Source organism: Streptomyces sp. NPDC051561 (assembly GCF_044454195.1).
Classification (GTDB): Bacteria; Actinomycetota; Actinomycetes; order Streptomycetales; family Streptomycetaceae; genus Streptomyces.
The window spans coordinates 129,242-151,762 of the sequence record NZ_JBITDM010000015.1; the positions used below are offsets into that span (position 1 = coordinate 129,242).

General features: G+C 71.0%; 20 protein-coding genes and 1 pseudogene. 7 read left to right on the forward strand and 14 right to left on the reverse strand.

Annotated features, from left to right (window positions below):
• Nucleotides 1–33: 33 nt before the first annotated feature.
• Nucleotides 34–196, reverse strand: a pseudogene (locus ACIA73_RS28465) (LacI family transcriptional regulator); the annotation flags it as partial.
• Between the two features lie 152 nt (nt 197–348).
• On the opposite strand from ACIA73_RS28465, the gene rhaI reads away from it, so the two are divergent.
• The 3 genes from rhaI to ACIA73_RS28480 all read left to right on the forward strand — a co-directional run bounded on the left by rhaI (nt 349) and on the right by ACIA73_RS28480 (nt 5,230).
• Nucleotides 349–1,518 carry an L-rhamnose isomerase gene (rhaI, locus tag ACIA73_RS28470; RefSeq protein ID WP_399441629.1) on the forward strand — a complete coding sequence of 390 codons (1,170 nt, stop codon included), beginning with the start codon at nt 349–351 and terminating at the stop codon, nt 1,516–1,518.
• Between the two features lie 93 nt (nt 1,519–1,611).
• A complete protein-coding gene (locus ACIA73_RS28475; RefSeq protein WP_399441630.1) occupies nt 1,612–3,651 on the forward strand; it encodes a bifunctional aldolase/short-chain dehydrogenase in 2,040 nt (679 codons plus the stop codon).
• The gene (locus tag ACIA73_RS28480; RefSeq protein ID WP_399441631.1) at nt 3,620–5,230 is read left to right on the forward strand and encodes a rhamnulokinase family protein; all 1,611 of its coding nucleotides are present in this window, start codon (nt 3,620–3,622) and stop codon (nt 5,228–5,230) included. Before ACIA73_RS28475 ends, ACIA73_RS28480 begins: the two co-directional genes overlap by 32 nt.
• A gap of 87 nt (nt 5,231–5,317) precedes the next feature.
• Here the strand turns inward: ACIA73_RS28480 and ACIA73_RS28485 are convergent, their stop codons facing one another.
• From ACIA73_RS28485 to ACIA73_RS28500, 4 genes are all read right to left on the reverse strand, one after another.
• Nucleotides 5,318–6,136, reverse strand: coding sequence for a DUF6585 family protein (locus tag ACIA73_RS28485; RefSeq protein ID WP_399441632.1), 819 nt, complete (start codon nt 6,134–6,136; stop codon nt 5,318–5,320).
• A gap of 162 nt (nt 6,137–6,298) precedes the next feature.
• On the reverse strand, nt 6,299–6,952 hold the full coding sequence (locus tag ACIA73_RS28490; protein WP_399441633.1) for a hypothetical protein: 654 nt from the start codon (nt 6,950–6,952) through the stop codon (nt 6,299–6,301).
• 209 nt (nt 6,953–7,161) lie between these two features.
• A complete protein-coding gene (locus ACIA73_RS28495; protein WP_399441634.1) occupies nt 7,162–7,494 on the reverse strand; it encodes a hypothetical protein in 333 nt (110 codons plus the stop codon).
• 130 nt (nt 7,495–7,624) lie between these two features.
• Entirely contained in the window at nt 7,625–8,761 is a 1,137-nt protein-coding gene (locus tag ACIA73_RS28500) for an aminotransferase class V-fold PLP-dependent enzyme (RefSeq protein WP_399441635.1), read from the reverse strand.
• A gap of 478 nt (nt 8,762–9,239) precedes the next feature.
• Between ACIA73_RS28500 and ACIA73_RS28505 the strand changes: the two genes are divergently transcribed.
• Complete coding sequence (locus tag ACIA73_RS28505) at nt 9,240–9,902, forward strand: lysophospholipid acyltransferase family protein (RefSeq protein WP_399441636.1); 663 nt, start codon at nt 9,240–9,242, stop codon at nt 9,900–9,902.
• Nucleotides 9,903–9,985: 83 nt separating this feature from the next.
• Here the strand turns inward: ACIA73_RS28505 and ACIA73_RS28510 are convergent, their stop codons facing one another.
• Nucleotides 9,986–10,276 carry a hypothetical protein gene (locus ACIA73_RS28510; protein ID WP_399441637.1) on the reverse strand — a complete coding sequence of 97 codons (291 nt, stop codon included), beginning with the start codon at nt 10,274–10,276 and terminating at the stop codon, nt 9,986–9,988.
• Nucleotides 10,277–10,567: 291 nt separating this feature from the next.
• Here ACIA73_RS28510 and ACIA73_RS28515 point away from each other — a divergent pair, with 291 nt between their 5' ends.
• Nucleotides 10,568–10,723, forward strand: coding sequence for a DUF6131 family protein (locus tag ACIA73_RS28515; protein ID WP_399441700.1), 156 nt, complete (start codon nt 10,568–10,570; stop codon nt 10,721–10,723).
• An 18-nt stretch (nt 10,724–10,741) separates the two neighbouring features.
• Here the strand turns inward: ACIA73_RS28515 and ACIA73_RS28520 are convergent, their stop codons facing one another.
• From ACIA73_RS28520 to ACIA73_RS28530, 3 genes are all read right to left on the reverse strand, one after another.
• Complete coding sequence (locus ACIA73_RS28520) at nt 10,742–12,124, reverse strand: oxygenase MpaB family protein (protein ID WP_399441701.1); 1,383 nt, start codon at nt 12,122–12,124, stop codon at nt 10,742–10,744.
• A 185-nt stretch (nt 12,125–12,309) separates the two neighbouring features.
• Nucleotides 12,310–12,999: a polyprenyl diphosphate synthase gene (uppS, locus tag ACIA73_RS28525; RefSeq protein WP_399441702.1), complete on the reverse strand. Its 690-nt coding sequence runs from the start codon at nt 12,997–12,999 to the stop codon at nt 12,310–12,312.
• Between the two features lie 416 nt (nt 13,000–13,415).
• Nucleotides 13,416–13,991: a CGNR zinc finger domain-containing protein gene (locus tag ACIA73_RS28530; RefSeq protein WP_399441638.1), complete on the reverse strand. Its 576-nt coding sequence runs from the start codon at nt 13,989–13,991 to the stop codon at nt 13,416–13,418.
• Between the two features lie 85 nt (nt 13,992–14,076).
• On the opposite strand from ACIA73_RS28530, the gene ACIA73_RS28535 reads away from it, so the two are divergent.
• Nucleotides 14,077–15,639, forward strand: coding sequence for an alpha/beta fold hydrolase (locus tag ACIA73_RS28535; RefSeq protein WP_399441639.1), 1,563 nt, complete (start codon nt 14,077–14,079; stop codon nt 15,637–15,639).
• Between the two features lie 258 nt (nt 15,640–15,897).
• Nucleotides 15,898–17,283 (forward strand): NADP-specific glutamate dehydrogenase, encoded by a 1,386-nt coding sequence (gene gdhA, locus ACIA73_RS28540; protein ID WP_399441640.1) that lies wholly within the window; start codon nt 15,898–15,900, stop codon nt 17,281–17,283.
• Between the two features lie 157 nt (nt 17,284–17,440).
• Here gdhA and ACIA73_RS28545 read toward each other — a convergent pair whose 3' ends face one another.
• The 5 genes from ACIA73_RS28545 to ACIA73_RS28565 form a co-directional block, all read right to left on the reverse strand.
• The gene (locus ACIA73_RS28545; protein WP_399441704.1) at nt 17,441–18,994 is read right to left on the reverse strand and encodes a PLP-dependent aminotransferase family protein; all 1,554 of its coding nucleotides are present in this window, start codon (nt 18,992–18,994) and stop codon (nt 17,441–17,443) included.
• Between the two features lie 221 nt (nt 18,995–19,215).
• Nucleotides 19,216–19,983: a B3/4 domain-containing protein gene (locus ACIA73_RS28550; protein ID WP_399441641.1), complete on the reverse strand. Its 768-nt coding sequence runs from the start codon at nt 19,981–19,983 to the stop codon at nt 19,216–19,218.
• 1 nt (nt 19,984) lies between these two features.
• Nucleotides 19,985–20,587, reverse strand: coding sequence for a LysE family translocator (locus ACIA73_RS28555; RefSeq protein WP_399441642.1), 603 nt, complete (start codon nt 20,585–20,587; stop codon nt 19,985–19,987).
• Nucleotides 20,588–21,046: 459 nt separating this feature from the next.
• Complete coding sequence (locus tag ACIA73_RS28560) at nt 21,047–21,397, reverse strand: hypothetical protein (protein WP_399441644.1); 351 nt, start codon at nt 21,395–21,397, stop codon at nt 21,047–21,049.
• Nucleotides 21,398–21,660: 263 nt separating this feature from the next.
• On the reverse strand, nt 21,661–22,278 hold the full coding sequence (locus tag ACIA73_RS28565; RefSeq protein WP_399441645.1) for a hypothetical protein: 618 nt from the start codon (nt 22,276–22,278) through the stop codon (nt 21,661–21,663).
• Nucleotides 22,279–22,521: the final 243 nt, after the last annotated feature.

Consider the following 22,521-nt stretch of genomic DNA (forward strand, 5'->3'; position numbering starts at 1 on the left):
TGAACGGCGGCGAGGACGTCCGCAGGCTCGACGTTGCTCGGCGCCTCGCGCGAGAGCGGCGGAAAAGGGATTCCCCCTGCTCCTTCACCAGGAGGCCGAGCATGCGGCTCCGGCCGGCCCGCAGTTGCCGTGCCGGCTCACTCCGGACGTCACCCAGGAGGTCGATCGCGACGTGGACCCGGGTCCGTACCTCCTCGGTGACGCGCTCCGCAGCCCTCACTCTGAATGAATGCATTCAATCAAGTGACGTCTCATCTCTTGACCACTACACCCGACTCATGCTTCTTTAGCGATGAAACGATTCATACGCCGTCGCAAACAGCGCGGCCCAGGCGCTGAGGTTGCCCCATGACTGTCGTACGGGAAGCCGTGAAGGCCGCGCTCAAGTCCCAGCGCATCGAGACGCCCTCCTGGGGTTACGGGAACTCCGGCACCCGCTTCAAGGTATTCACGCAGACCGGTGTCCCGAGGACACCGTGGGAGAAGCTCGACGACGCGTCGAAGGTCCACGAATTCACCGGTGTTGCACCGAAGGTGTCCCTGCACATCCCGTGGGACCGCGTCGAGGACTACGCCGCCCTCGCCGGCTATGCGAAGGAACGCGACCTGGAACTGGGTGCGATCAACTCCAACACCTTCCAGGACGACGACTACACGCTCGGCAGCGTCTGCCACCCGGACCCGAAGACGCGCCGCAAAGCCGTCCGGCACCTCCTGGAGTGCGTCGACATCATGGACGCCACCGGTTCGACGGACCTGAAACTGTGGTTCGCCGACGGCACCAACTACCCCGGGCAGGACGACATCGCCGCCCGCCAGGACCGACTCGCCGAGGCCCTCGCCGCGGTGTACGGGCGGCTCGGGGACGAACAGCGGATCTTGCTGGAGTACAAGTTCTTCGAGCCGTCCTTCTACACCACGGACGTGCCGGACTGGGGGACCTCGTACGCCCACTGCCTCAGGCTCGGGCCCAAGGCCCAGGTCGTGGTGGACACCGGCCACCACGCGCCGGGCACGAACATCGAATTCATCGTTGCCTTCCTGCTGAGGGAGGGAAAGCTCGGGGGCTTCGACTTCAACTCCCGCTTCTACGCCGACGACGACCTGATGGTCGGGTCAGCCGATCCCTTCCAGCTGTTCCGGATCATGCACGAGGTCGCCAAGAACGGCGGCCTGGAAGCTGCGACGAACGTGGCCTTCATGCTCGACCAGTGCCACAACATCGAGGCCAAGATCCCCGCCGTCATCCGCTCCGTGATGAACGTCCAGGAGGCCACCGCCAAGGCACTCCTCGTCGACCGCGACGCGCTGACCGCCGCCCAGCACACGGGTGACGTCCTCGCCGCCAACTCCGTACTGATGGACGCGTACAACACCGACGTCCGCCCCCTGCTGCGGGAAGTACGCGAGGAACAGGGGCTGGCCCCCGACCCCGTCGCCGCATACACCGCCTCCGGGTGGCAGGCCCGTATCGCAGCCGAGCGCGTCGGCGGCGAACAGGCCGGCTGGGGAGCCTGAGCAGAAGGCCCGCAGGACCGCACGGCCCCCGCCCCGAAGAGCACTCCCCCTTCTCCTTCTCCCGCAGCCTCCACACCGAAGGATCAACTCCCCATGGCCACCCACCTCGAAGTCGCCGCGCTTCTCGACCGCGCGCGCCGGCTCGGTTCCGACCCCCGCAACACCAACTACGCGGGCGGCAACGCATCCGCCAAGGGCACCGTCACCGACCCGGTCACCGGCTCGGACACCGAGCTGATGTGGGTGAAGGGGTCCGGTGGCGACCTCGCCACCCTCACCGAGGACGGGCTCGCCGTACTGCGGCTCGACCGGCTGCGGGCGCTCAGGGACGTGTACCCGGGAGCGGAGCGCGAGGACGAGATGGTCGCGGCGTTCGACTACTGCCTCCACGGCAAGGGCGGTGCCGCGCCGTCCATCGACACCGCCATGCACGGCCTGGTGGACGCCGCACACGTCGACCACCTCCACCCGGACTCCGGGATCGCGCTTGCCTGCGCGGCCGACGGTGAGGCCCTCACCAAGGAGTGCTACGGCGACAAGGTGGCCTGGGTGCCGTGGCGCCGGCCCGGTTTCCAACTGGGCCTGGACATCGCCGCCGTCAAGGAGGCTCAGCCTCAGGCCGTCGGCGTGGTCCTCGGCGGGCACGGCATCACCGCCTGGGGGACGAGCGCCGAGGAGTGCGAGCGGAACGCGCTGTGGATGATCCGCACCGCGGAGAGTTTCCTCGCGGACCGCGGCAAGGAGCAGCCGTTCGGCGCACCGCTCGCCGGCTGCGCGGCGCTGGACCCCGGAGCGCGCCGGGAGCGGGCGGCCGCGCTCGCGCCCGTCATCCGCTCCCTGGCCTCACAGGACCGGCCGCAGGTCGGCCACTTCACCGACGCCGAAGCCGTCCTGGACTTCCTCGCCCACGACCAGCATCCGCGCCTGGCGGCGCTGGGCACCTCGTGCCCGGACCATTTCCTGCGTACCAAGGTGCGGCCGCTGGTTCTGGACATGCCGGCCGACGCACCGCTGGCCGAGGCGGTGGCCCGGCTGAAGGAACTGCACGCGCGGTACCGGCAGGAGTACGCCGCCTACTACGCACGGCACGCCACCGAGGACTCGCCCGCCATGCGCGGTGCGGACCCCGCGATCGTCCTGATTCCCGGCGTCGGCATGTTCTCCTTCGGCAAGGACAAGCAGACCGCCCGGGTGGCGGGCGAGTTCTACGTCAACGCGATCCAGGTGATGCGCGGCGCCGAAGCCGTCTCCACCTACGCCCCCATCGAGGAGGGGGAGAAATTCCGCATCGAGTACTGGGAGCTGGAGGAGGCCAAGCTGCGGCGCATGCCGAAGCCGAAGCCCCTCGCGACCCGGGTGGCCCTGGTGACGGGCGCGGGCTCGGGCATCGGAAAGGCCATCGCGCACCGGCTGGCCGCCGAGGGGGCGTGCGTCGTGGTCGCCGACCTGAACAGCGACAACGCCGCTGCGGTGGCCAAGGAACTGGGCGGTCCGGACACAGCGGTGGCGGTCACGGTGGACGTCACCTCCGAGGAGCAGATCAGCACCGCGTTCCGTGCGTCCGTCCTCGCCTTCGGCGGCGTCGACCTCGTCGTCAACAACGCCGGCATCTCCATTTCGAAGCCGCTGCTGGAGACGACCGCCCGGGACTGGGACCTTCAGCACGACATCATGGCCCGCGGTTCCTTCCTCGTCTCCCGCGAAGCAGCCCGGGTCATGATCGAGCAGGGCTTGGGCGGGGACATCGTCTACATCGCCTCGAAGAACGCCGTCTTCGCGGGGCCGAACAACATCGCCTACTCGGCCACCAAGGCCGATCAGGCCCACCAGGTGCGTCTCCTCGCCGCCGAGCTCGGCGAGCACGGTGTCCGCGTCAACGGGGTCAATCCGGACGGTGTGGTGCGCGGCTCGGGCATCTTCGCCGCGGGCTGGGGCGCGCAGCGGGCGGCGACGTACGGCATCGAGGAGGAGAAGCTCGGCGAGTTCTACGCCCAACGCACTCTCCTCAAGAGGGAAGTCCTGCCCGAGCACGTGGCGAACGCGGTCTTCGCCCTCACCGGTGGCGACCTCACCCACACCACCGGTCTGCACATTCCCGTGGATGCCGGTGTCGCCACAGCCTTCCTTCGCTGAACGCTCCCGCCGGGCGCCGCCGGTCCGCCTTCCTCGCTCCTCGTCCCCGGATGAGCCGTCCGCATCGCAGAGGTTCCACGTGACCACCACTCCTCCGTCCTCCGCCTTCGTGTCCGCGTTCGCCGCGGTGGATCTCGGCGCCACCAGCGGACGGGTGATCGTCGGCCGCGTCGGCCCGGACAGCCTCGACCTCACCGAGGTGCACCGTTTCCCCAACACGCCCGTGCGCCTCCCGGACGGTCTGCGCTGGGACGTACTCGCCCTGTTCCAGGGCACCTTGGACGGACTGCGCGAGGCCGCCCGCTCCGGCGGTGTCGCCTCCGTCGGCGTCGACACCTGGGCCGTGGACTACGGGCTCCTGGACGCCGACGGCGCCCTGCTCGGCCACCCGTTCCACTACCGCGACGACCGCACCACGGACGCCGCCGCCCGCGTCTGGGCCAAGGTCGGACCCAAGGAGCTGTACGGGATCACGGGCCTGCAACACCTGCCGTTCAACACGGTCTTCCAGTTGGCCTCCTGCGAGGGAACCGCCCAACGCAACGCCGCCCGCACACTGCTGCTCGTCCCCGACCTCCTGATCCATTGGCTGACCGGCTCCCTCGGAGCGGAGGAGACCAACGCCTCCACCACCGGCCTTCTCGACTCCCGCACCGGGACCTGGTCGAAGGAACTCCTGCACCGGCTCTCCCTCGACGCCAACCTGTTCCCCCCGTTGCGCTCCCCCGGCGATCCTGCGGGCACCCTGCTCCCGCACGTCTGCGCGTACACAGGGCTCGATGCCCGGACCCCGGTGACGACCGTCGCCTCGCACGACACCGCGTCAGCGATCGCCGCCTTGCCCGCCACCGAGGTGGACTTCGCCTACGTCTCGTGCGGGACGTGGTCCCTGGCCGGCCTCGAACTCGCCGCCCCGGTCCTCAGCGAGGCCTCCCGGGCGGCGAATTTCACCAACGAGCGCGGTATCGACGGCACCGTGCGCTACCTGCGCAACATCATGGGCATGTGGCTGCTGGAGGAGTGCCGGCGCACCTGGGAGAAGGACAACCTCTCCACCCACCTCCCCGCGCTGCTCGCCGACGCCGCCCAGGCCCATCAGTTCGCCTCGCTCGTCGACACGGACGCCCCGGAGTTCCTGGCCCCCGGCGACATGCCGGCCCGCATCCGGGACTTCTGCACCCGCACCGGACAGCAGGTACCCGACAGCCCGGGCGCCGTGGTCCGCTGCATCCTGGAGAGCCTGGCGCTCGCCCACCGCCGCACGCTGCGCCAGGCCGCCGAGCTGGCCGGCCGCGACATCGCCCGGGTCCACCTGGTCGGCGGCGGATCACGCAACGACCTGCTCTGCCAGCTCACCGCCGACGCCACCGGCCTGCCCGTCGTGGCCGGCCCCGCCGAAGCCACCGCGCTCGGCAACATTCTCGTCCAGGCACGGGCCGCCGGTCTGGTCGGCGACCTCGCCGACATGCGCCGGCTGATCGCCTCCACCCAGCACCTGCGGCACTACGCCCCGCAAGGTGACAGCGCCGCCTGGGACGCGGCCGCAGCCCGGCTCGACTCCACCCCGAGGACCTCCTGACGTCCACCCCGAGGACCTCGTGATGCGTGTCGCTCTCTTCGCCACCGCGTCAACGACGCCGTCCCCCCTCCACTGCCGTCGCAAAAGTCATGCGCCCCGTCCCGTGTCCCCCGGATCATCTGATCGCGGGCGTCTGCCGGCCTTCTCCCGGCGCGTCCTTGTGGCGAGGGCCAGGAAGACCGACAGGTTCTGGACCATCTCCACGGGGAGCCTGGCCCACGGCTTTCCGTCGCCGTGCCGATGGATCTCCAGCCAGCCCTGCTTCACCGTGACCCGGTCGACCTCGCGCCAGCCGAGCCGGTGGTCCAGGTACCCGACACCGGCGGGATCGAGGTGGGCCCCGAAGAAGTCGACCCGTTCGCCCGCCTTCAGCCGGTCGCTGTCCTGCGGCAGCCGTATGCGCGTGAATGTCCTGTCCAGTTCGTCGGTGAACAGGGCGGCTCCCTTGTACGCGTCGGTCACCACTATCTCGGCGCCCTCACGGGGACACACCCAGAGTTCGTGCGTGGTGGCGCTGGTGATCCCGTTGGTCACGTTGGTGCTGCGCCGCCGGATGCCGTCGATCTCGTCCCAGGAGTACGCCTCCGGCACCTGCCCGGCGACCTCTCGGACGATGCCCTGCTGGTAGAGGCCCACCCAGATCTGCGCCTGCCGTCTCGTGAGCGCGAGGACGAGGAAGTACCCGGCCGCAGCGACCAGCACGGCCCCCAGAATGAGCAACGGCAGCCCGTAGTACCAGGCGCCATGGCTCCGCCGCCCCTCCACCGCAGCCGAAATCCCCAGCCAGACCACCGGCAGCCCGACCAGCGCCGGCAGCAGCACCACGATCCACGGGAAACGCTTGGGCTCGGTCCACACCAGCCCCTGGCGTGACCCGAGTTCGAAGTCCCGCGCGACTCTGCGCATGGCGGGCGGAACAGGAGTGGAACCACGATCCGACACGAGCCCCCCAAGGCCAGACAGTTGAGGGCCATTCTCGGGGAGAGGAGCCCGTACGGGAAGCCCTGTCACTCGGTCACCGGTGGGCCGGGCACGCCCCACGGCTTGAGCCAGTCCGCCTGAGCCGCCCTAGTCGCCGTCCCCGAGTTCCACTGTCGTGGTGACCCGCGTGAGGGCCGGCTTGCGCGGTACGGAGCCGAAGCCGAAGCGCACCGGTGGCTCGACCGGAGCGCAGCGGCCCAGGGTGTCGTTTCCGTAGGTCGCGGTCAGTGTGACGACGGGGTGCAGGTCGCGCGCGCCGTACCATTCGCGGCGTCCACCGCCGGCGCTGCCGCGGGTCCGTACTCCCTTCAGGAACAGCCGGGCGGGCCAGTCGATCACCGTGCTCCACGCGGGGCGTCGGGCGAGTGGTCCGGGTACGGCGCGCAGCAGGAGGCCCAGCGGGCCCCGCCGTCCGACGGTGAACCGGAGGTCCAACGGGCCCGCCGAGACGGCCCAGTTGTCGCCATCGGCCGTCACGTGTACCGGGACGACGTGCACGGTGTCGAAGGTGTACGTGTCGCGGATGAACTCCGCCGTCTCCTGCGTGGGTGCGAGCAATACGCGTTCTCCGTCGGGTCGTTCGAGCATCACGTCGCTGAATGCGCCGAAGGGCGAGCGCGGCCAGTGCCCCACCACGATGCGTGTGCCGCAGGAGGCGCCCATCCCCGCGATCCATCCGTCGAAGCGAAGTCTGGGGCGGCGTGCGGGGGTGCTTTTGGCGCCGTGGGAGGTCTCTCGCATGGTTTTGCTCCTGAGTGTGCTGTCGGCGGTGTCCCCCCGGGTCGGGCCGGGGCTCCTCAGAGCCTGCGTCTGGACCCCGGTCGGATCAGCGAACGGTCGCGTGGTGCGGGCGGTCGCAAGGTGCGGGAAGGTCCTCGCACGGGCCGCCGCTGTGTCGGGAGGCCCCCCGCCCCCTCGCCCGCCGGTCGGTGCCGCTCGCGTGGGACGCCTCAGTCGCCGTCGGCCGGGGGCTCCAGTTCCGCGAGACCCGTCTGCCACCTCTCGCGGCGTTCCTCGCCGTTCTGCTCCCACCAGGGTGCCCCCCGTTCCCCCAGCGCGACTTTGGCACTCCGGACGCGGTGACGGGCGGCTCGCTCGGCGGTCGTGTCGCCGGCACGCAGCGCGGCGCCGACCTCGCGGCGTGCCGCCATGAGGTGGTGGCGCAGCCGGTCGGCGACGTCCACGGGCAGATCGGGGTCGGTGGCGCGCCACCGGCGTCCCTTGATCAGCACGTAGTGCCCGTCAGGGGTACGCGGCGGCGGTTCAGGTTTCTTGGTGCTCACATGACAGCGGTGCCCCGCCGCGACCCGAGCCAATCGGTCGTCAACTCGGGGCGGAATCCGCGAGCGCCGAAGCCGTGCACCACGACGTCGATGTCGTCCAAGGCCGACATGCTGAGGCCCGGGGTGTGCGTCAGCGTCCGTCCAGCACGCGTGCCACCACGCCTGCCAGGCGCTCGTACTCCTGGGGCTCGTTGTAGATCTGCCCGCTGACCCGCATCCCGCCGCCACCCGCCCACGGCCAGGTCAGCACGCGGAACCCCCGGCGGGCGATCTCCTCCCGCAGTGCGACCGCCTCCGGTGCGGTCCTGGCCATCCCCGGCGGCAGCCGCATTGACCGCATCGGCAGGCGTTCGTCGTACGGCAGCGGGGTCATCCCCGGGATGCGGGCGAGGAGGTGCGCCCCGTGGGCCGCCAGTGCGCTGTTGTGGCGGCGTACGCGCGAGGCACCGAGTTCCGCCAGCAGGGCGAGCCCCTCCGGGGCGGCCAGCCACCCCGTGTAGTCCACGGTTGCCCGGTACTCCACCGCGCGGGGGAAGCCCCGGTCGTGCTCCCAGGACGGGACCGGCGCCGGCACTCGTTCGCGGAACTGCGGGGCCACGACGAGCAGTGCGCTGCCGGGTGGCGCGTACCCCCACTTGTGCAGGTTCCCGAACCAGAAGTCGGGTTCCCCGGCCAGTGGTTCGGCGAGCGCGCCAGGGGCGTGCGCCCCGTCCACGATCGTGGTCACGCCACGGTCCCGCAGGTCGGCGAGGAGCCTCGGGGTCGCGATGAAACGCGCGGTCGGGGAGCTGACCTGGTCGAGCACCGCGACCCTGGTGCGCGGGGTCACCCCGGCCAGGACCGCTGCGCGCAGCGCCTCCTCGTCCGGCAGCGTCGGATCGAGGGCGACGGTGACGACGCGGGCCCTGCGGGCGGCGGCAGCGACGACCGTGCCGTAGCCGTGGTCGGTGACCAGTACCTCGTCGTCGGGTGCGAGGCGCACGGCGTCCAGCGCGAGGTGCGCCGCCTCGGTGGCGTTGGCGACGAACGCCGCACCGTCGGGGGCCGTTCCGAGGTGGTGCGCGATCCGGGTCCTGGCCTCGGCGACCCGGTCCGGCACCCCGAGGAAGAAGGCGTCCGGGTCGGCGGACGCCTCGTCCTGAAGGCGCCGCCAGGCCTGTGCCACGGGGATCGGGACGACCCCGAAGGACCCGTGATTGAGGTGCGCCACCGTGGTGCCGAGCCGGAACAGCCCGGAGCCGCCGGGGAACACGGAGGGGCCGGTCACCGTACTTCGACCATGACGGCGCGGCACGGAACGGCCGGGTGACGCACGTCGCCGGGGGTCTGCCCAGCGGTCCGGTGTCGGACGTGGCCGGGCGGCACGACGTCGAATTTCGCGGAGGCGGCGCGTGGGATCATGCGATCGACCCTAGACGGCAGGCCGGGGCCGCGGGAAGTGGCCCCCGGGAGGCGGACGGGAGCCCCCTGGGGCAAGCCCTGCCGCCGTCGGCCGGGACGGTTCCGGCCCGCGGTGGGCCGCTGGGGCGGTTGACGTGGCGTCCCGCCCCCGGAGCCGTTCGGGTGTTCGGACATCGGAGTGCTCGGACGTCGGACCCGAGGCGGGTGCCCGCAGCCTCTCGCGGTCGGGTGATGCACAGACGCGGAGGTTCGGTGCGGGGAGGCAAGATGAGTGCGGATACTCAGGCTCTTGGCGCTCCCGCACCCGATGATGAAGATCAACATCACGGAACAGGGGTCGTCTCATGCTCAGCCGTCTTGCCAGCTTCCTGGTGCCTGCAATGGGGCGTCTCACGGTCACCACCGACCCGGCTGCCGTGCTCGCGCCCGGCAGCATCATCACGGCGAATCACACCTCCCTCGCCGACCCGGCCGTCGTCCTGGCCGCATTGCACCGGCTCGGAACGCGGCCGGTCGTCATGGCGACCGCAGGGCTGTGGCAGGTGCCGCTACTGAGCCGCATGCTCGCGAGTGGAGGGCACATCCCCGTCCACCGCGGCGATCGGCGCGCGGCGAGCGCGCTGGACGGGGCCGTCGAGGCGTTGGAGCGCGGACGCCTGGTCCTGATCTACGCCGAGGGCGGTCTCCCGCGCCGTACCGACGCCGCCGAGGCGGCTCCCGAGGGGTTCCGGACGGGGTTGTCCCGGCTCGTTCTGCGCACCGGGGCTCCGGTGGTACCGGTGGGTCAGGCCGGTGCCCGCCGTGTCACCTCGGGAAGCAGGGCCAAGCAGATCGGGGGTCTGGTGACGGCGCCGTTGCGCCGCCCGGAGCTGCATGTGCACGTGGGCCGGCCGGTCGAGTGGACGTCCGACGAGGTCGCCAGGACGGGGCAGGCCCACGCGGCGGTGACGGCCGCCTGGCGCACAGCGGCGCTCCGGCTCGGCGAGCCTGCCGCTCTGGCCGCGTAGTCGGGCCGCATCGGCACACGAGCACCAACAGGCGCTCCCCCGGGGCCACTCGGCCCCGGGCCCGTCACACAGCCGCCCTCCGTTTACCGGTTCATGCCGGACACGTCCAGGCCGAGACCGTGACCATTGCCCTTGCCGGGAAGGACGGAGCCGACCAGTCCGTCTTCCTCGTTGTTGGCTTCACCGACCAGGGTGCTGAGGGTGAGGTCGGCGGCCTTGTCCACCATTTCGTCGGCTCCGCCCATTTCGGTGGGGGCGGTGAGAGGCGCACTGTGGGGGGTGTCTGTCGAGTCGGCATGTGCCGGAACGGCGGCGAGGAGGGCGGTGGCGGTGAGGCCGAAGGCCATCACCGAGGTGCGCATCAGGGTCTTCATCACGCCCTCCCAACGCTCGTCATTTCCCACGGTTACGCAATGCCCTGCTTCTCCGAAGAAAACAGAAGTGAGGTGGGGGGCCGAGGTGGGGGCGGGGCCTGGCCCCTCTCGCCGAGGACATCCCGCCCCTTCACCTGTCCCCCCGGTCACTTGCTCCACGTGCGTGAGACTCCGGATGAAAGGACAATGGAGGTGCCCTCAGGGATCTCCCGCCTGTCGAGCGGGCAAGCGCGAAGGTCCCGTCGCCCGGCCTCACGGGGCGGGCGCACCGACGGCTTGATCGGAGCAGCAATGATCGTCCTCGGCGTCATCCTCCTCCTCATCGGCCTACTGGCCCATGTATCGCTCCTGACCACCATCGGCGGCATCCTGGTCGTGGTCGGAGCCGTCCTCTGGATCCTCGGCGCGACCGGGCGCGCGGTCGGCGGCCGGAAACACTACTTCTGACCTCTCTTGCCCGGGGGTCTACGCCTCGGCGAGCAGCGGGTCGAACGGCGTGGTGCGCTGCCGCCCGGCCATGAACGCGAGGAACTCCTTCACGAACGCGCTGCGGGTGTACGTCGCCTCGCCCGCCGTCGAGGTGTCGCGGCGGAACGCGGTGCGGAACAGCGCACGGTACTCGTCGGCGTCGATGTGCTGGCTGCCGTCCTTGTCGGTCACGTCGAAGAGCACCTCGGCGACCCTGATGAGGGCGGGCCCGGCGAGTGAGGGTGCGGCGGCGGCGTACTCCTCGGCGCTGATGCTGCCGTCGCCGTCGGTGTCGAGGGCCGGCTGGAGCTCCCGCCACCAGTCCGCGTAGGCCTGGTAGAGCCGGGTCTCCTCGGGCTCGTCCAGGTCGAGGCGACTGGCGAGTTCACGGGCCATGGCGGCGAGGTCCGGCCAGTCCAGCGAGCCGTTGCCGGTCTGGTCCAGCACCTGGTGGAAGAAGTCCTCCGACTCCTGCCGGTGCGCGGACGCGGCGCCGGTGAACGGCGGTGCGTGTGCGGGGGGCTCCGGCTGGCCGGGCAGCGGCGAGAGGAGTCTGAGCAGGGCTCCGGCCCGCCTCATCCGGGAGTACAGGGCCGCGACGCTCCGGGCGCGCGGGTCGTCGCTGTCGGGGTCGGGCGTCAGGGACAGCAGGTCGATGACGTTTTCCGGCTCGGTCCAGCGCGCGGGCAGGAAACGGGTCAGCCCGACGGCCAGGTAGGCGCCCTGCATCAGGGTCTGCGCGCCGGGCAGCTCGGGCAGGCCCGCGCGACGGCGGAACGGCTCGGGCAGCGAGGCCACGGCGATCACCCCGACGACAGGAGCGGCGAGGGCCCGGCCGGTGGCCCACAGGGTGGGCAGGCCGCTCAGCAGGGGAGGAGCCGGAAGGCGGTCGAAGAGCTTGTACAGGATGACGCGCATCGCCTCCGTGTTCTCCAGCTCCTCGGCCACCACCCTGTCGAAGTACGGCCAGAACTCGGCGAGGGTGTCGGGCAGTTGCCCGGGCTCGTCCCCCATCGTGACGAGCATCGCCCGGAACTCGGCGTACAGCTCCTCCGTGAACTCCTGCTCCAGGGGCTGGCCGCTGAGCCGGAACATGGTGACGGAGCTTTCGAACAGGGTCGCCACCACCCAGGCACGTGCACCGGGGTCCATCGCGTCGTAGGGCCGGTTCCTGGCGTCGGTCCCCGTGAGGCGTGCGTGCATGCGGTTGAGTCGTGCCGCCTCCCGCTCACGCGTCGCGTCGTCCGCCCCCACCATGCGCTGCATGCTCAGGAAGGTGTTGCGCAGGCGCCGCCACGGGTGGGCGACGAAGGTGGAGTTCTCGACGAGGGCCGCCCCGATCGCGGGATGGGCGGCTTCCAGGACCGTCGCCCGGATCATGGCCAGTGCCCACCGGGGGTCGTTGAAGAACGTGCCGAACCGTGGGTCCGGGCCCGGCAGCGGGGTGCTCCGCGCACGGGTGCCCGGCGCGGGCTCCTGCCCGGGGAGGGTGTCCTGTCCGGGGAGGGTGTCCTGCGGTCCGGCGTCGACGACGGGGCCGTCGGAGTGGGGGGCGTCGTGGAGGGTCACGGTCGGGATGCTCCGATCTCGCTGGGCAGCACACCGCCGAAGCGACGGTCGCGCTGCTGGTAGGCGTGCAAGCACTCAAGGAAGTGGGAGGCGCGGAAGTCGGGCCACAGGACGGGCGGGAAGACCCACTCGGCGTACGCGACCTGCCAGAGCATGAAGTTGGAGATGCGCTGCTCCCCGGAGGTGCGGATCACCAGGTCCACGTCGGGAGTGTCCGGGTAGGGGAGGTGGTCCGCGAAGGTCTGCTCGGTGACGGTGTCGGCCGGGATCTTGCTGCGCAGGAGCGAGCGTGCGGCCTCGACGATGTCCCGGCGGCCTCCGTGGTCGAAGGCCACGGTGAGCGTCATGCCCCGGTTGTCGCCGGTCAGCGTCATCAGGTCGTCGAAATCCCGGGCCAGTGCCGGGGGGATGCGCGGATCGCTGACCCCCAGGAAGCGGCAGCGGATGCCGCGTGCGTGCAGGAAGAGCGCGTGCTTGCGCACCACGCGCCGTACCAACCGCATCAGGAATTCCACCTCGTTGCCCGGCCGGTCCCAGTTCTCGGTGGAGAACGCGTACAGGCTCAGCCACCTCACTCCGGACGAGCGGGCCGCCTCAATGACGTCGATCACGGCCGCCTCCGCCGCGCTGTGCCCGTAGGTGCGCGGCTGCGAACGGGACTGCGCCCAGCGGCCGTTGCCGTCCATGACGCATGCGACATGGCGCGGCACCCTGCCGCCCTGCCCGCCGCTCTCCTGACGTGGAGGGACCGTGGCGGTGGGGAAGTGCCCGTCGACTGCCTGCTGCGTGCTCATGCCTTCTCCCCTGGACGCACAATGCGCTGATCCGATCAACGCGAACAGCATGTCGCCGCTGCGTCACTTGGAGGGCAGAGAGCCCGGTGGGTTCACTCTTGGGACGCCAGTCCTAACTCTGGGAACGGCAGTCCTGAAGGGTTTCGCACGAGACCGGGCGCCGCTCAAGCCTTAGAGCCTGTGTCTAAACCCCGGCCGGGCGCCCGCCGCCTGGCCGGGGTTTAGACACAGGCTCTTACTGCGGACGGTGGCTTGGCGCACTCCGGTGCCCGCGTGCAGGTGCGCATCCTCGAAGCGCTTCGCGTCGCTCAGGCCGGCTCCCCCTTGTGCCGCTGGTAGTAGCGGCCGACCCGCACCCGGTTCCCGCACAGTGCGGGTGAGCACCAGCGCCGTCTCGGGTTCACCGCGAGGAAGAGCAGTCTGCAGCCGGGCCCCTCACAGTGGCGCAACCTGCCGAGGGCGACCGGATCGGTCAGCAGGTCGACGGTGGCGTCGGCCAGTTCCGCGAGCAGGACATCGGTGACGCTCCCGCTGCGCACTCGGGTCCCGGTGACGGCTTCCCCGTCCCAGGCGAGTCTGCGGTGGAGGGGTGCGGCGAGTTGGGCCCGGGTGAGCGCGCGCAGCGCCTGGGCGGGCGGCTCCGCGTTGTGGCGGACGCAGTCGATCACCGTCGAGATCCGACCGCGCAGCGCCCGCAGCGCGTCGAGGCCGGGGCCGTCGGACCCGGGGGGCGGCCCGGTGAGCCGTCCGGCCTGGGCGTTCAGCCAGTGGTGGAGCTGCTCTTCGGAGTCGAGCAGGTCGACCTCGCCGGCAGGTCCGCCGACGCGGGTGTTGACCAGGTCCAGTGGAAGGGGTTCGCCGACCAGGGGCAGCCTGTTACTCATGTATCTAATGCTACTTCAGGCCATTGACCCATTAGCAGCCTCCCCGCTATAACTAATGCATCAACGCCACGAGGGAGCATGTGACATGACGAAGCACAGCACAGCAGGCACAGAGGTCACACGGACGGTCCACCGCTTCGTGGAGGTGGACGGGGTCCGGGTCTTCTACCGGGAAGCCGGTCCCACCGACGCGCCCACGCTGGTGCTGCTGCACGGATTCCCGTCCGCCTCCCACCAGTTCCGACGGCTGATCGACACCCTCGGCACCCGCTACCACCTGGTCGCTCCCGACTACCCCGGCTTCGGCCACACCGAGACTCCGGAGGACTTCACGTACTCCTTCGAAAGCCTCACCGACGTCATGGAGGGCTTCGTCGAAGCCCTGGGGCTGGGCGCGGGCGGGTTCGCGCTCTACGCCTTCGACTTCGGCGGCCCGGTCGGCATGCGACTGGCCGCCCGGCACCCCGAGTGGATCAACGGGCTGATCGTTCAGAACGCCAACAGCTACGCCGAGGGCCTGTCCGACCTGGCCCGGGGTCTGACCGCGAACCGGCCGGGCGTACCGGGAGCCGAGGAACGGGTCCGCGAGATCCTGACTCTCCCGGTCACCCGGAGCCAGTACGAGGGCGGCACCGGCGACCCCGCTCTGATCGCCCCCGACGGCTGGACCCTGGACCAGCACTTCCTCGACCTGCCGGGCCGCAAGGAGGCCCAGGTCGCACTGGCCCTCGACTACCACTCCAACATCGACCGCTACCCGGTCTGGCAGCAGTGGCTGCGCGAGCACCGTCCGCCGACCCTGGTGCTGTGGGGCCGCGGTGACGCGTTCTTCCCGGAAGCCGGGGCGCACGCCTATCTGCGCGATCTGCCCGAGGCGCAGGTGCACGTCTTCGACACCGGCCACTTCGCGCTGGAGGAGAAGCTGCCCGAGATGGCTCCCCTGATCGCCGATTTCCTCGACGTCTCCGCGCGCCCCACGGAAACCAGGAGCGCCACCAACGCCATGAGCACCACAGAGACCAACCACCCCACCGACATCAAGGAGAAGACACCCATGAGGATCGCGATTGTCGGAGCGAGCGGAAACCTCGGCGGCGCCGTCGCCGCGGAGGCCACCTCACGCGGTCACCAGGTCACACCGCTCGGTCGTGCCACCACCGATGTCAGCGACCCCACCGCTCTGGCCGCGGCCGTCGCCGGGCACGACGCTGTGGTGGTCGGCGTCAAAGGTCCGGACCGCCTGGTGCCGAGAAGCGCGCAGGCCCTGCTGAAGGCACTGCCCGATGCCGGAGTCTCCCGGCTGGTGTTCCTGGGCGGCGGCGGCAGCCTGGAGTACGCACCGGGCGAGCGGTTCGTCGACGCGCCCGGCTTCCCCGCCGCGTACCTGGAGACAGCGCGCGACCAGACCGAGGCTCTCGACCTGCTGCGCGCCACACGGACGCCGGTCGAGTGGACATATGTCAGCCCGCCGCCGATGCACCTGGTTCCCGGGCCGAAGACCGGCTCCTTCCGGGTCGAGGCCCGGGACACCCCGATTGCCGACGCCGACGGCGAGAGCCGCATCTCGGTGGGCGACTTCGCAGCCGCGGTCGTGGACACACTGGAACAAGGCACCTTCCTCCAGGAACGGATCACTGTCGGCTACTGACCGGTCCGCCCGTACAGGCCGGCCGTACGGGCAGATGGACGGGCAGAGGGAATGGAGACGGCCGGGCGGGAGCGCCAGTATGTGGACTGCTGGGAACGCCCTTGACGTGCGCTGGAACAATCATCGGTCAGACGCGTCCGTGTGCCCCGTGCACACGGACGAGGAATTCCCGAGTCGGTGTGCGGCCGACGGGGCCCCCGGCCGCCCTCCCGGTGAGGGCCGTGCCGGGTGCCGACCAGCATGGAAAGGATGTGACCGATGTCTGCGACCCTTCAGAACGGTGCCGTCAGGAACGGCGTCTTCGACGACCGCGTCATCGAGAAGCTGTACGCCGAGGTGCTGCGCCGCAATCAGGGTGAGAGCGAGTTCCACCAGGCGGTCCGCGAGGTCCTGGAGACGCTCGGCCCGCTGCTGAGCGCGCGCCCCGAATTCATGGACGCCCGCATAGTGGAGCGCGTCTGCGAGCCCGAGCGGCAGCTGATCTTCCGTGTCCCGTGGTCCGACGACAAGGGCGACATCCACGTCAACCGGGGCTTTCGGGTAGAGTTCTCCAGCTCGCTCGGCCCGTACAAGGGCGGACTGCGCTTCCACCCGTCGGTCAATCTCGGCATCGTGAAGTTCCTCGGGTTCGAGCAGATCTTCAAGAACGCCCTGACCGGCATGCCGATCGGCGGCGGCAAGGGCGGCTCCGACTTCGACCCCAAGGGTCGCTCGGACGCCGAGGTGATGCGCTTCTGTCAATCCTTCATGACCGAATTGCACCGTCACATTGGCGAATACACGGATGTTCCGGCCGGTGACATCGGCGTCGGCGGACGCGAGATCGGCTATCTCTTCGGCCAGTACAAGCGCATCACGAACCGTTACGAGTCCGGAGTCCTCACCGGCAAGGGCCTTGGCTGGGGCGGCGCGCAGGCGCGCACCGAGGCCACGGGTTACGGCTGTGTGATGTTCACGGCGGAGATGCTGCGTGCCAGGGGTGAGAGCCTGGACGGCCGGCGGGTCGCCGTGTCCGGTTCCGGCAATGTGGCGATCTACGCGATCGAGAAGGCCCAGCAGCTCGGCGCGACCGTCGTGACCTGCTCGGACTCCGGCGGTTACGTCGTCGACGACAAGGGCATAGACCTCGCGCTCCTGAAGGAGATCAAGGAGGCGGGTCGCGGCCGCGTCTCGGAGTATGCGCAACGCCGGGGCGCACACGCCCAGTTCGTCGCGGGCCGCGGCGTGTGGAACGTGCCGTGCGACGTGGCGCTGCCGTGCGCCACGCAGAACGAGCTGGACGAGGACGACGCGCGCACCCTGGTGGCGAACGGTGTCCGCGCGGTCGCCGAGGGCGCGAACATGCCGACGACTCCGGAGGCAGTGAAGGTCTTCCAGGAGGCGGGTGTCGCGTTCGCACCCGGAAAGGCGGCGAACGCGGGCGGGGTGGCCACCAGCGCCCTGGAGATGCAGCAGAACGCCTCGCGCGACTCATGGACCTTCGCCCACACCGAGGAGCGGCTGGAGGAGATCATGCGGCACATCCACGAGGCCTGCTACAGCACAGCTGAGCGGTACGGGGTGCCGGGCAACTACGTGGTCGGCGCGAACATCGCCGGCTTCGAACTGGTCGCGGACGCGATGCTGGCACAGGGCCTGATCTGAGGGGACCTTCCTGCCGGGGGCGGGACGCGCGGGTGGTTGGGGCGCCTGCCGGGGGCTCTGCCCCCGGGCCCCGGTTCGTTCCCCCTGCCCCCGTGGCGGGTCCGTCCCCTGTCCCCCTGACCAGGTGCAGCGCACCGGCCGTTGTCAGTGGTCGCGGCTATGTTCGTTCCATGCCCCGCCGAACCGACGGGGGCGACAGCGGTCTGGGCGGGGCCGGGAGACGGGAAGGTCGGCTGTGCGTCAGCTCGCGCAGGGTGCGGCCGAGTATTTCCACGCCTTCGGCGACGGCGCCGGCCGGACCTGCCGCGTAACCGAGGACCAGGCCGGGACGGCCGGGGAGCTGGCGATGCCAGGAGAGGGGCTGGCACTTCACCCCGCGGGTGAGCGCCGCGGCGGCCAGCTCGGTGTCGGGGACCTCGTGCGGGTAGGTCACCGTCAGGTGCAGGCCCGCCGCGGCTCCGTGCACGACCGTGCCCGGCAGATGGGCGGCCAGCGCGTCGATCATCGCGTCGCGCCGCCGCACGTGACGGCCCCGCAGCAACCGCAGATGCCGTTCCAGCAGGCCGGACTCCATCAGATGGGCGAGCACCAGCTGAGGCAGCACGGCGTTGCCCAGGTCGCTGAACCGTTTGGCGTCGGTCAGCTCCTTGCGGTAGCGGGGCGGCGGCACCATCCAGCCGATGCGCAGCGCCGGGGCGAGCAGCTTGGAAACGCTGCCCAGGTAGCACACCCGGTCGTCGAGGACCGAGCGGAGCGCGGGCACCGGCGGCCGGTCGTAACGGTGTTCGGCGTCGTAGTCGTCCTCCACGACCAGCCCGCCGTCCGCCGCCCAGCCCAGCAGCTCACGCCGCCGTTCCCCGCTGGTCACCACGCCGGTCGGGAACTGGTGGGCCGGGGTGACCAGGACGGCGGAAGCGCCCGTGGCGCGCAGCGCGTCGACGCGCAGGCCGTGCTCGTCGACCGGGACCGGCGGGGTGATGAGACCTCCGTTGCGAAGGTGCTGGCGGGTGCCGAGCGATCCGGGATCCTCGACCGCGACGCTGTCGACGCCGTGCGCCCGCAGGACCGGGTGAAGGAGGGTGAGCGCCTGTGCCGTGCCGGCAACGATCAGTATGTCGTCCGGCACGACCCGGACGCCGCGGCTGCGCGCCAGCCAGTCGGCGACGGCACGGCGCAGGCGTGGCGCTCCCCGTGGGTCTCCGTATCCGAGGTCCTGGGAGGAGAGCTGGGCCAGCACGTCCCGTTCGGCGTGCAACCAGGCCGTGCGGGGGAAGGCCGAGAGGTCGGGCTGCCCGGGGGTGAGGTCGAAGCGGGCAGTGGCGGCGCGCAGTGCGTCGAAGGCCTCGGGCCCCGGTTCCCCCGTGAACACGGCGCACGGTGCGGCGGTGCCGAAGTGCCGGCCCGGGCCCCGGGGCAGTTTGGGAGCGGACGGCGTCGGTGAGGACGTGAGCGGAGCGGCGACCACCGTCGTACCGCCGCGCCGACGGCCCTCGACGTGGCCGTCCTCGGTGAGCCTGCGGTAGGCCTCCGTGACCACACCGCGGGAGACGCCCAGTTCGGCGGCGAGGACGCGCGTGGGCGGCAGCTTGGCGCCCACCGCGAGCCGCCCGTCCGCTATGGCCTTCCGCAGATGACGGGCCAGCCAGTCCGCCTTGCCGCCCAGCGGCGCGCGGCTGACGTCCAGTTGCAGGAAGTCGGAGCCGTGCGCCACCAGTGCGGCTTCGCCGACGGCTGCCGGCCCGGCGGACGCGGCGGCTGCCACCCGGCTTCCCACGGCCGATGCCGTGCCCGTGGCTACCGCGCCTGTGCCGGTCGTCGCCCGCTCCCCGTTGCTCACCGGCTCATGCTGCCATGCGTGTGCCCGGCGAGGCGGGGCCGGCCGGAGCCCGGTCGCGCCGATGCCCGGGCTCGGTCCGGTGGAGCGACCCGCATTCAGCCGCCCGCGTCGTTCCGGTGCGGGCCGGGGCGGGGTCCTTCGGGCGGGTCCCGGTCCTCCTGCCGGTCGCCGAAGGTGAACTCGGGTGCGGAGGAGGTGAGTACCGCTGACAGCGGAGCGGTGTGCCAGAGCGCGGACAACTCGTCGCCGAGCGTCTTCAGTAGCTCCGGCACGGTCCGCGGACCGGCGTCGTGCATGGCTTCCACCACCACCAGGACGCGGCGGGTGCGCGGCCCGACCGCGGAGTGACCGCTTTGCCGGTGGGTCCATCGCCTGGCGTGGGCGCGGCCCGCGGAGTCCACGAACGTCACCTCGTCCGGCGCGGGATGCTCGATGTCGCCGCCGAAGGTCGTGCAGTACTCGTCGCCCCGGGCGGGGCGCACTTCGAGCAGCGGGCCCGCGACGCGGTCGAGGTCGAGGACGGCCACCGGGACCGCGTACGCGACGGAGAGCGCGTTGCAGAGGTCGACCACCGGGTGAATGCGCGGCAGGGCCCCTTCCTTCCGCAGCCTGCGCAGCAGCGACTCCGAGGCGCACCGGTACTGCGTGGGCTTCAGCCGCATCCGCGCGAACGCCCCTCGCCACGCGACGACTTCGGGAAACCGGCCCTCCGCGTGTGCGGCGAGCCGCTCCCGGGCCCCGGCGGTGTACTCCGCCACCCGCGGACCGACGTCGACGGCCGTGCCGATGGCGTCGGCGTAGAGTGCGCCCGCGCTCAGCTCGGGGTAGGCGGACCAGATCGCGTCCGCGTGCCGGAAGCGCATCTCAGGCCACCGCCAGACGTGCGCCCAGAGCGACGAAGGTGACGGCGAAGACCCGCCGGATGCCCGTCATGACCCGTGGGCGGGCCAGCACCCGGTCGCGCACGGCCGCGGCGCCCATGCCGTATCCCATGAAGACGAGGAAGGTGAGCGCCATGAAGACGGCGCTGAGCTGAAGCATCACGCCCAGCGAGCCGGGGCCGCCGGCGGGTACGAACTGCGGGAGGAACGCCACGAAGAACATGGTGAGCTTGGGATTGAGCAGATTGAGCAGCACGCCGGAGACGATCACCCGGCCCGCCGGCCTCGCCTCGGACTCCCGTACCGTCAGGGCGTCCTTGTCGCGCAGCGTCGCCCACGCCATGTACAGGAGATAGCCGACACCGAGGTACTTGACCACCTCGAAGGCGACAGCGCTGGTGTGCAGCAGTGCGGCGAGCCCGGTGATCGAGGCCACGAGGTGCGGCACGACTCCGAGCGTGCAGCCGAACGCGGCCACCACGCTCGCCCGTCGGCCGTGGGACAGTCCGGCGGCGAGGGTGTAGACCACGCCGGAGCCGGGGGTCATCACCACGGCAAGGGTGGTGAGCAGGAACGCGATACTCAAGGGGTCCTCCGCGGATTTCAAGGTCCTTCCACTCTGGAGCGGCCTTGGTCTCGCGAACAGAGCCAAAACCGGGCACCCCCACAGGACCAATAGGACGTCAGCCACGGCGGCGCGGCCTCCGGCTTCGTGGCCGGTCGCATGCCGGTGCGCGTCCTGATGCCGGCCGTCGGCGGGGCGGGAGGAACACGCGGGGTGCCGCAGGCGGGGAAGACGCCGTACGGGTCACGTGGCAGGAGGAGGGCAGTCACGTGGCAGGAGGAGTGGCAGTCACGTGGCAGGAGGAGGCGACCCCGGCGGCCTCCCCGACCCCTTCTCCACCCTCGGACGCGCGCCTGTCTGCCGACGACGCTCAAGAGTTGCCGTCAGTGACGCCGACGCGTCGGCAGCCGGAGGGGTCAGGGGATGCTCTCGACAGGGCGCCCCCGAGGGGACGACCGGTGAGGGCCGAACGGGTGGGGTTCAGGACCGCTTGTGGTTGGCCGCCCTGCCCACCAGGGCGATCGGGACTGTCGCGCACTGAGTCGCGGAGGCGACCGTCATGGTCCTGACCCCGGTCCGCGCGGCGATGTCGAGCAGCCGGGGCGCGTCGCACCGCAGCGGCCTGCCGTGCACGATGTCGCGGGCGCAGGTGGCCTCGTCCGCGAAGGCCGGCAGCCAGGGCTTGGCGTCCTGGCCTTGGATGAAGACCACGGATTCGGTCTCGTCCACCGCGATGATCACTCCGTCGGCGACGACGGCGGCGAGGAGTTCTTCGTGGTCGGGATCGTCGCCTTCGAGGATGTCGGCGAGGGACCGGTGGGCTTCAGTCATCCCTTGATCATAAGCGCGTCCTCGCGCGTGCCCCGGCCTCCGCGGTGGCTGAACGGCGATCCGGTCGAACCACCGAGGAGGGACGGGCCGGCGTGGGGTACCCGGAGAGCCTGCCCGTACGGGAGAGCCTGCCCGTACGAAGGTGTCCGCCCCGTGGCAGGTCCGATGCGCATCCCGGTGGATGCGAGGCGTATCCGGCAGGGGCCGTCCTCCCCACCCCCGTGACGGGAGGACGGCCCCACGCTCCGCGGTGAGCCGCCCGGTCAGTACAACTTGGCGACGGCCGTGCTCGTGGTCTTCTTGAAGGCGGCCACGGGCGCGTTCCCGAAGTCGCCCAACTGCCCCCACTTCACGACGGTGACGGTCCTGTCGTCCTGCCCGACCGACAGCAGAGCGACGTCGGAGGCACCCCCTGACGTCTCGGTGTGCAGACCACGGACACGCGCACCCTCCTCGACCGGCAGCTTGCCGTAGTCCCGGCCCTCTGCCTCGATGTCGGGCGAGGACTTCTCGACGCGCTCGGCGCAGGTGCGGATCAGGTCGTCGTAGTGCTTCGCCAAGGCCTTGGCCTGGGCGGCCGTGCCCGCGACGACGGTCAGCTGAACGGCGCTGGTGTCCAGGTCGGTGCGGAACTCCCGGTGCCGGTAGTCGTAGGAGGGGATGCCCTCCGTGCTCACGCAGAGGCCAAGTGCCTCCGGGAACCCCTCGGTGACCGGCCCGGCGGTCCAGGACGACGTCGGGTGCGGCGGCAGTTGGGACGCCGACAGGAACTTCGGAGCGGCGGCCCTCTGCGCGGCGCCGGCGGCCGGTGCCGTGAGGACCGTGGCCACCGCGAGGGCGGCGACGGTCAGTGCGGCGCTCGTTCGGATACGTACGGACATGGGTGTTCCCCCGTGGATGAGAGTGGATGAGATCAATGAACGTGGATACCGCGGCGAGCCCCTGGTCGGCCCGGGCCTGGCCGGTGCGGCACCAGAAGCATCAGACGTGGCAGCGGCCGTGCGCAACAAACAACGGCCGATTGCACCCGGTGGAACCATCCCAGCCCTTGTGACGTGCAGGTATACGGGTGCCTGGGATACCGTCCCGGCCCGGTGGAGATCGCTACGAGGGCGGGGGACCTG

What these genes read in the sequence shown, in the direction of transcription:
- ACIA73_RS28535 (WP_399441639.1), top strand. Translation starts at nt 14,077, where the DNA reads ATGACGAAGCACAGCACAGCAGGCACAGAGGTCACACGGACGGTCCAC.
- ACIA73_RS28560 (WP_399441644.1), bottom strand. Translation starts at nt 21,397, where the DNA reads ATGACTGAAGCCCACCGGTCCCTCGCCGACATCCTCGAAGGCGACGAT.
- ACIA73_RS28565 (WP_399441645.1), bottom strand. Translation starts at nt 22,278, where the DNA reads ATGTCCGTACGTATCCGAACGAGCGCCGCACTGACCGTCGCCGCCCTC.
- gdhA (WP_399441640.1), top strand. Translation starts at nt 15,898, where the DNA reads ATGTCTGCGACCCTTCAGAACGGTGCCGTCAGGAACGGCGTCTTCGAC.
- ACIA73_RS28480 (WP_399441631.1), top strand. Translation starts at nt 3,620, where the DNA reads ATGCCGGTGTCGCCACAGCCTTCCTTCGCTGAACGCTCCCGCCGGGCG.
- ACIA73_RS28510 (WP_399441637.1), bottom strand. Translation starts at nt 10,276, where the DNA reads ATGAAGACCCTGATGCGCACCTCGGTGATGGCCTTCGGCCTCACCGCC.
- ACIA73_RS28530 (WP_399441638.1), bottom strand. Translation starts at nt 13,991, where the DNA reads ATGAGTAACAGGCTGCCCCTGGTCGGCGAACCCCTTCCACTGGACCTG.
- ACIA73_RS28485 (WP_399441632.1), bottom strand. Translation starts at nt 6,136, where the DNA reads ATGCGCAGAGTCGCGCGGGACTTCGAACTCGGGTCACGCCAGGGGCTG.
- ACIA73_RS28475 (WP_399441630.1), top strand. Translation starts at nt 1,612, where the DNA reads ATGGCCACCCACCTCGAAGTCGCCGCGCTTCTCGACCGCGCGCGCCGG.
- ACIA73_RS28515 (WP_399441700.1), top strand. Translation starts at nt 10,568, where the DNA reads ATGATCGTCCTCGGCGTCATCCTCCTCCTCATCGGCCTACTGGCCCAT.
- uppS (WP_399441702.1), bottom strand. Translation starts at nt 12,999, where the DNA reads ATGGACGGCAACGGCCGCTGGGCGCAGTCCCGTTCGCAGCCGCGCACC.
- ACIA73_RS28520 (WP_399441701.1), bottom strand. Translation starts at nt 12,124, where the DNA reads ATGATCCGGGCGACGGTCCTGGAAGCCGCCCATCCCGCGATCGGGGCG.
- ACIA73_RS28550 (WP_399441641.1), bottom strand. Translation starts at nt 19,983, where the DNA reads ATGCGCTTCCGGCACGCGGACGCGATCTGGTCCGCCTACCCCGAGCTG.
- ACIA73_RS28490 (WP_399441633.1), bottom strand. Translation starts at nt 6,952, where the DNA reads ATGCGAGAGACCTCCCACGGCGCCAAAAGCACCCCCGCACGCCGCCCC.
- ACIA73_RS28505 (WP_399441636.1), top strand. Translation starts at nt 9,240, where the DNA reads ATGCTCAGCCGTCTTGCCAGCTTCCTGGTGCCTGCAATGGGGCGTCTC.
- rhaI (WP_399441629.1), top strand. Translation starts at nt 349, where the DNA reads ATGACTGTCGTACGGGAAGCCGTGAAGGCCGCGCTCAAGTCCCAGCGC.